Genomic DNA, 8,663 nt, shown 5'->3' with positions numbered 1-8,663 from the left:
TCAATCTTCTCTATATTACTTTGAACAGATTTTGTTTCCTTCTGTGCTTTTTCTAACATTTCTTTTTCACTTTTCAATACTTTTTCACGATCATCTACATTTGCAGTAGCTTGCTCTATTTTCTTTACAACTGCTTCATTATGATCTTTACCTTCTTGCAAAATTTGAGCATATAATTCTTGCCCTTGTTTCTCTAACTGCTCTAATTTTTTTGCTTCATCCACTAAAGATTTTTCTTGTGTTGCTGCTGTTTCAAAAGCTGTATATAGATTTTCTTCTGGCTTTTCACCGAAACAACCTGTTAAAAGTCCTACTGATAATACTCCTACTACTGCTACTTTTCCATACTTCAACGTTCATTCCTCCATTACATACGGTTATCATGCCAGAGGTTCACTGGGAAGTGATTCTCTTCATGATAAGCTTCAAACTCATAACCCTTTTCTTTTAGCCCCTTTAAAATTGCTGGCACAGCAGCAACTGATTGCGGGTGAATATCATGCATTAAAATTACTTCTTGTGGTTTTGTTGCGTTTGTTAATACATTTTGAGCAATTTGTGCTGCAGCTGCATCAATTGGCATTTTATTGTATTTCCAATCTGATGAATCAATTGTCCAATCCCATACTTTAAATCCGCTTTCTACCACTTTATTTCGAAGACCTTCATTCAATCCAGGCATCGAACCATATGGAGGACGTGTTAATTTAGGTGATTTCCCAATAATATTAGCGATTAAACCTTGATCTTCTTTCATCTCATTTACATACTCGCCATTTTTATATAACTTTGCGAAATTATGTGTCATACTATGCATGCCTACATAATGACCCTCAGCATTTTCACGTTTCACTAAATCAGGAAATTCTTTGACATTCGCTCCAATTAAAAAGAACGTCGCCTTCGCATCATGTTGTTTTAGCGTATTTAATAATTCAGCCGTATATTTCCCTGGCCCATCGTCAAATGTAAGATAAGCAACTTTTCTTTCTTTTCCATTAAAACGACTTGGTGCCGTTTTATTCATTTCAACTTTCGGCTGTTCACTTGCAAGCTGCACTACATTTTCTTGTTTCGCAACAGCTTTTGCTGGTGAAGTAATTGATTGGAACATGTAATACCCAATAGCTACTGCGGCAATCGCTATTAAAACGACTACTATTTGTTTAATTTTTAAAGCTTTTTCCATTCTATCGAATTCCTCTCCCTATTAATCTTATATATAAATCGCCCAATATAATTATACATCTATTTATTTTTATTTCACCATGTAAACAGATTTTTTTGTATTATACTGGGAGTTTTATCAAAAGTATTGTTCCATGTGCTTATAAGACTCAACGTATCTCCATGAAGATCCACCATTTTTTGACGATAGCTAAACCATATTTTCACCTATTACATAATTATTAATCTGGCAAAATAGCTGGTCAATATATGATAAATGATCTTTCGCAATTACTATCTCTTCATCTTTCACCTTAATCGCTTCAATGTGTATGAATATGTAATTGCATTTTGAACAGTCTTTCTTTAACCTGTTTCAATTTCCACCAATTCAATTGTTCTATAAATAGTGATAAATTGAATTTCCTTTCCTTCAACTTTAGGAGCTAATTTCCAAATAGTCCCCTCTAGTATATCGTATAATTACACCTTTTGTTTATATAAATTAAAATGATTTTAGTATAATTTTTCTAGAACAAAAAAACGTTATTAAAAAGTTGCTAATCCACTTCAAAAAAAAGATTGGCAAAAGCCAATCTTTTTTTATTATTCGTTTCGAACTGATTTTGGCGTTACACCTAAATGATCATTTAATTTTTTTGAAATATCTTTTATATTTTTTTCATTTGGAATGTAATAATAAATACCACCGATACGTTTATCTGTACCTTCTATTTGCATTTTTTCCATTTCCAAATTAGTTCCTGCCATATTTTTTGTAATGGCAAGCATATCGTCAAATGTTAAGTTCGTTTTCATGTTTTTATCAACCGCATCTAGTAAAGAGCCCATTTTGCTAATTGATTGAACAGACATCGCTTTTTTGGCAATTGCTTCTATTACAAGTTGCTGTCTCTGTCCACGCATTGCGTCACTATCAATTTTACGCGTTCTTGCAAGTGCAAGTGCTTGTTCTCCATTTAAATGTTGGTAACCTTTTTCTAAATGGATCATACCAGCTTGGTCTTTACTATCTTGTTCAGTGAAAGTAACTGGTACATCAATATCAATACCACCAATTGAATCGACAATTTGTACGAATGATTCAAAGTTAAACTTCACATAATAATCAACAGGGACATTTAAAAATCTTTCCACTGTATCGCGTGTGCTTTCTACGCCACCAAATACGTGAGCATGAGTAATTTTATCTAATTTTTTTCTAGTTGGAATATAAACACGTGAATCACGTGGAATACTTACTAGCTTAACAGACTTATCATCTTTATTAATTGTTGCTAATAAAAGTGCATCTGTTCGAACTGCTTCGCCATATTGGCTTTTTCTCATTTCACTTCCATCTACACCCATGATTAATATTGAAATATTATCCTTTAAAGGTTCAACTTCTTTATCACGCTTTGATGACTTTTCAATTTTTGCATATGCATCATTTACAACTGCTTTTGCTTTATTATATATAAACGAACCATATCCTACTCCTCCAAAAATAAGTAGGAAAAATGGAATTAATATGAACCATTTTATTGACTTTCTTTTAGAACGCTTTTTATTACTTCTCGTATTTTGTTCTAATTCAGAGCTCATACCCATTCGCCTCTCTTTCTCTTTACCAAGTATAATGTAAGTCTATTTATCTTCATATTGAATTTCCTTTCATTAACCTTACAATTTTGTAAGGTTACTACTTAAACCCAATATGTATTCCATTTCACATTATACTCTCGTACTTATTTTTGGCAAGTCACTATTTACCAATTTCAAAAATTTAGCACTTCGCAACATGCAAATTTATAAATTCATTAACTCTTTCATTTTAAATTAGGATATCTTTTTCCAGATAAACGATATGAATAAAGAGTCCAGCTAATAATAAAACCTCTATGAATACAGTATATTTCACGTTATTATTTCTCAAACGGCGTATACATGCTTTTCTTCCCCTGATTATCAATAAAAGCCGACTTTGCTTTTATTTTCGTTTTTTCTACTTCCATGTCTTCATTTGAGAAGTTCACAATGATTTTAATATCTTTTCCATAAGAAACAGATTGTACTAGCTTATCTTCTGACAAATACGCAAAATTCGTCATCTCTTCTTTTACTGCTTTTTCATGAACTTCATTCCAAACTTTTAGATGCTCTGTAATTTCTTTTTTATGTTTATTCCACTCTACTTCATCTAAATGGTACAACGGAGGAACATTATACAATAATTCAGACAGCATTCGATTTCCAACTTCATCTTTTACCTTTAAACTTCCCCATTCCCAATGATGCGTTGTAATAACGGAATCATTGTATACTAATTTATATAATGGTACCGAATATACTGGATTTAAATATACTTGTTTATATTCTTCTTTCAATGGTACTTGTTTTGCATATTTTTCGGGAACATTTTGATTTGGTGACCAATATCCACCGACATAATACGGACTTGTTTTATTTTTCCGCATATCTTCATCGTCCCATTTAATAACAGGTGTTTCAATTCCGTGTGCAAATGCAATCGTACTACTAGCAAAATCATTTCCACCTTCAGAACCAACGACCATACCCTTTTCTTGTGCAATGTAGTCCATTCGTTTTAAACGTGCTTTTAAATCTTGCTCTTGTGTCGTTATATGTTTCGCTGAATAGTCATCGTAAATTTCACCTGTCGCATCACAATCAATAAACCATGAATTATATTTAGGACCATTTTGTAATATATCATTCATGCGTTCCTTTACACTAGGCAGCGATAAAGTCGGGTTTAACTTGCGACCTCTGCCTAAAAAGCCTTGCACCTTTTCTCCGTTTTTCTTCGTTACAGTAGCCTCTTCGTATAATGATGGGTCATTAAAGGATGCTGTGTTCCAATTTTTATCACTTTTTTCGTGAATGGAATGATATGAATCATACGGACCAACTAAATACCCCATTTCCTTCGCTTTTGCCACGAAATTCGGTTGCATAAATCCTTGTTCCCAGTTCGGCAGACCAATCCACGCTTTTTCTATTCCGGCCTCTGTCATTTCCTTTAGTATGTCCGTTCCATCTGCATTACCCCATTTACTTACCTCTTCAACCGCATCGCCAAGTAGCGACTTTAATAAATGCTTATTTAAGCTATACAATTCTGTATTCGTTAAGTGACCTACACCTTTCTTTAATAGCACACTAGCTTCCTGGTCAACGTTTTGAAAAATATCCTCTTTATAAAATTCCTTCATGGATAATACTTCGTTTATATAACGTAAAATAACATTTTTTTGATACTTATCAATGAAATCTTGTTTACTTACTTGATCTAATACATTCAGTTCCCCAGGCTCTGAACTATTCTTTTGAATAAGTTCTTTTATATGACTAAACAGCGGGCTATTTATTTGCTCCCTTAGTTTTGGCCAATTTATATTATTTTCTGATAAACCATTTTGATTCCAAAAATAAAAATGCGCCGCTCCATATAACTTTTCGATTTCTTTATTTTTTCTAGCCTTTTCTTGTAATGTTTTAAATTCACCTTTTCGAACAATATCATCCTTATACAGTTTAGCAATGCTTACCGCATCATTATTTGTCACATATAATTGAAATCCATATGTTTTATTTTTATTTATGCTCGGAAATTCATGTGTAAAATCAAATCCTATTTTCGGATCCGAATGAAATTTCAATTCATTATTAAACATATTGTTTGCAATATATACAATTGAATATTTCGAACCATTTAATGCGAAAAACTTCATAGAAAATGATTCAGCAAATGAATATGCATCATCCTTTAAAAACTTCTTCCAATTCTCATCATTGCTCGGAATTTGCTTACCCTCCCATAACGGAAGTGTATAATTTTCAGCTTCTACTTTCGGCCATGTAAAACTTTCTGCACCAGTCGATTCCACTTCAATGTTTAAGTGGTCTTTTTTCTTTTCTAATTTTATTTTTACTTTTTGATCTGGATATTCCCACGATGTACGATCCTTTTCTTTTTTTACATTCGATACCTTCATTTTCGGTAGGGGTTGTGATGCCTGTTCCTTTACACCGTCATGTTCTACAGTTACTGTGAATGTTTCTGGATTTACATCATAAGTAAAATCTTTATACGTCGCTTTCTTTATTTTAGACTCTTGTACAGCATTACTACCTTTTACGTCACAACCGACTAAAGTCGAAAATGGCATAGTTGTTAGAAGACATATCGCTATCATTTTTTTCATCCTCTGCACCTCCACCAATGAATATACAGGTGGTTTGTTACAGAAATGTGGCAAAAAATAATAGAGCTAGCATTTTGCTAGCTCTATTTGGAGTATTAAAAGTTGATATGAACAACTATAATTCGCTTAGAAGATATGTAATACAGTAACTGCATTTTTTCTCAACAATTATGAAACTAAACAAATCAAAATTTTAACAAGCATTCTTTAACTGAAAAAATAAGTGTATACAATGTATCCTAAAAGTAGTACTAAAATGATTATCCCTGTACCTTTCCAATTCATACCGCCGGCTATATCAACTAGACTACCTGCTTCCGCTCTATTGAGTCCGTCATGTAAAGAACCCGTAGGATTACTTTTTAATTCACTTTGTCTCATACGCTCTCTTTTTTCTTCTGGTGACTCTTTATTCATTTAATCACCTCCAAAATGAATGCACTCTTTACTTACATTATTCAAAATCAACATTTGTTTTATATTTTTTTCCGAAAAAACCCAATTTAAAATAGGTTTGCAACGTAAAGAAAGCTAGCCATGCCAGCTTTCTTTATAATCCAATATGCTCTTCCTTATTTACAATAATACCTTTATGGTCGATTTCAAGCTCACATACTTTCATATCTGTAAATACTCTCGCTAATTGCTCAGCGATTTCTTGACGTTTCTCATATGGCGTTAATATAAAAATAGATGGTCCCGCACCGCTAAGTGCTGTGCCGTACGCACCAAATTCTTTTGCGCATTTACGAATAGATGGTAATAACGGTACGAGTTCTAAACGATATGGCTCGTGAAAATGGTCTCTCTCCATCATTTCACCTACAACTTCCCACCGCTTTTGACATAATGCAGCTACTAATACGTTACTTATCGCACTAGCTTTAACTGCCTCATGAAACGGAAACATCTTTGGTAATACAGATCGACTTTCATCTGTATTTAATTCTTCATTCGGAATAAGAGAAATTACCCCTAATTCCTTGCTCTCAATTCTTACGACGGAAATATCCTTTCCATCAAGTGCTCCGATTACAGTTCCACCTAATATAGAAGCAGCAACATTATCAGGATGTCCTTCAAAATTTGTAGCAATTTGAACTTTTTGATCAGCAGTTAAGTTCAAATCACCTAGTTGATTCGCAACCTCTATCCCAGCTACAATCGCTGATGCACTACTTCCTAGCCCTCTCGTTAATGGGATATTGCTAGTAACTTCTATTATATGGGGTGATATAGAAGGACATACTTTACATGCCGTGCTAACGATTAAATTTTTATCGTCTGTCGGAATTGATTCTTCAAAGGAATGGATTACTTGCCACTTATCAGCTTTTTCTTTAACCACCACATCTAAATACAATGACAAAGCTATTCCAACTGAATCAAATCCAGGACCAACATTCGCCGTACTAGCAGGGACACGAACGCTTAATGGTATCACGACATAATCACCCCTTTAATATGATCTTTAATTTGTTCTATATTATTTGACAAACTTGCGATGTCTAGTTGATTTGAAGAAATAGCGATATCAGGATCCTTCAAACCATTTCCAGTTAATACTGCAACAACTGTTTCTCCCTCTTTGATTTTTCCAGATTGAACATGTTTAATTACGCCGGCTAATGAAGCATTTGATCCTGGTTCAGCGAAAACTCCTTCAGTTTTTGCTAATAACCTATACGCATATAAAATTTCTTCATCTGATACCATATCTATTTCACCACAAGACTGCTCGGCAGCCTCTACTGCATACGACCAACTTGCTGGGTTACCAATGCGAATCGCTGTTGCAATTGTTTCAGGCTCTTCAATTATATGCCCTTTTACAATTGCAGCTGCTCCTTCAGCTTCAAAGCCATGAATTCTTGGCTTCTTATAACCTTTTTCTTTCTCATATTCACAGAAGCCTTTCCAATATGCTGTAATATTCCCTGCGTTCCCAACAGGGATAGCTAGAACATCTGGTGCATTTTGCAATTGGTCACAAATTTCAAATGCTGCCGTTTTTTGCCCTTCAATTCGATAAGGGTTCACTGAATTTACTAATGTAATCGGCTCTTCTGCAGCAATATTTCTTACAGCCTTAAGTGCATCATCGAAATTCCCTTCTATTGAAATAATTTCAGCTCCATAAGCGACCGCTTGCGCTAATTTTCCATGCGCAATCTTTCCTTCAGGGATGACGATTATACATTTCATCCCAAGACGTGCCGCATATGCTGCAGCTGATGCTGATGTATTACCTGTTGATGCACAAATGATTGCTTCTGAACCTTCTTCTTTCGCCTTAGCAACTGCCATCACCATACCACGATCTTTAAAAGAACCTGTCGGATTCGCTCCTTCGTACTTACCATATAGCTGAATCCCTAATTGCTTTGATATATTTAATAACGGAATAAGGGGTGTGTTTCCTTCCATTAAACTGACATCAGGTGTGTTTTCATTCACCGGTAAATAAGAAGCATATTGTTTTAATAGTCCTTTATACATATTGTTTTTCCTCCTCAATAATGTAGTAACTGTTTATTTCACTTGCGACAGCTTCTATCGCTCCTAAAACTCGTTCGAATTGATACTTGGAAGTTTGATGTGTCACAACAACAACTTCTGCCAGTTCACGGTTTAAAGGTAATTGAATAACTTCTTTTAAACTTACAGAATAATTAACGAAACATTCTGTTACTTTTTGCAACATCCCAGGCTCATCTCGTAATGAAATACGCAAGAAATATTTCGAAACTACTTCTTCATCACCTTGTAATTCATAAGGAACTGGTTCTTTTAACGCACTTTTATTTTTCGGCACTTGATTCATATTTTTAACGATGGAAATAATATCACTTACTACAGCAGAACCAGTTGGCAACTTTCCAGCTCCAGGTCCGTAAAACATTACTTCTCCTACCGCTTGACCGTGAACATATACTGCATTAAATTCATTATTTACATTCGATAATGGATGACGACTTGGTAAAAGTGTCGGTTCTACACTTAAATGAATGGCTGATCCTTGTTTTTCTGCTTTCCCAATTAACTTCATAGTAAATCCTAACTTTTCAGCCATTTGTAAATCTTCTTTTTCGACCTTTCGAATCCCTCTTACTTGCACATCATCTAATGAAACATTCATCGAAAAACCTAAGTTTGCAAGAATTGCTACCTTTCTCGCCGCATCTAGTCCATCTACATCTGCTGTCGGATCCGATTCTGCAAAACCTAATTTTTGCGCTTCCTGTAAAGCCTCTTCATAAGACC

8 protein-coding genes are annotated in these 8,663 nt (G+C 34.3%); all 8 read right to left on the bottom strand.

The window, feature by feature from the left end; all coding sequences use genetic code 11:
- On the bottom strand, window positions 1-353 hold a 353-nt coding region (locus MR160_RS31875; protein ID WP_242299059.1), incomplete at its 3' end, for a YkyA family protein.
- Between the two features lie 14 nt (window positions 354-367).
- On the bottom strand, window positions 368-1,189 hold the full coding sequence (locus MR160_RS31870) for a peptidoglycan-N-acetylglucosamine deacetylase (RefSeq protein WP_000409486.1): 822 nt from the start codon (window positions 1,187-1,189) through the stop codon (window positions 368-370).
- 584 nt (window positions 1,190-1,773) lie between these two features.
- On the bottom strand, window positions 1,774-2,775 hold the full coding sequence (locus tag MR160_RS31865) for an LCP family protein (protein ID WP_002083270.1): 1,002 nt from the start codon (window positions 2,773-2,775) through the stop codon (window positions 1,774-1,776).
- Window positions 2,776-3,095: 320 nt separating this feature from the next.
- Window positions 3,096-5,399 (bottom strand): glycoside hydrolase, encoded by a 2,304-nt coding sequence (locus MR160_RS31860; RefSeq protein ID WP_000738097.1) that lies wholly within the window; start codon window positions 5,397-5,399, stop codon window positions 3,096-3,098.
- Window positions 5,400-5,606: 207 nt separating this feature from the next.
- Window positions 5,607-5,816: a DUF6366 family protein gene (locus MR160_RS31855; RefSeq protein ID WP_001031477.1), complete on the bottom strand. Its 210-nt coding sequence runs from the start codon at window positions 5,814-5,816 to the stop codon at window positions 5,607-5,609.
- A gap of 133 nt (window positions 5,817-5,949) precedes the next feature.
- Window positions 5,950-6,843 (bottom strand): homoserine kinase, encoded by an 894-nt coding sequence (thrB, locus tag MR160_RS31850; protein WP_000612685.1) that lies wholly within the window; start codon window positions 6,841-6,843, stop codon window positions 5,950-5,952.
- Window positions 6,840-7,898: a threonine synthase gene (gene thrC, locus MR160_RS31845; RefSeq protein ID WP_063675235.1), complete on the bottom strand. Its 1,059-nt coding sequence runs from the start codon at window positions 7,896-7,898 to the stop codon at window positions 6,840-6,842. Before thrC ends, thrB begins: the two co-directional genes overlap by 4 nt.
- Window positions 7,891-8,663 (bottom strand): homoserine dehydrogenase (locus MR160_RS31840; RefSeq protein ID WP_346670373.1); only part of this gene is annotated, 773 nt, incomplete at its 5' end. The genes thrC and MR160_RS31840, both read right to left, overlap by 8 nt.

The sequence above is a fragment of the Bacillus cereus group sp. BfR-BA-01382 genome (assembly GCF_022663475.1).
Lineage (GTDB): Bacteria > Bacillota > Bacilli > Bacillales > Bacillaceae_G > Bacillus_A > Bacillus_A thuringiensis_S.
This window is presented reverse-complemented; position numbering and strand designations above follow the sequence as displayed.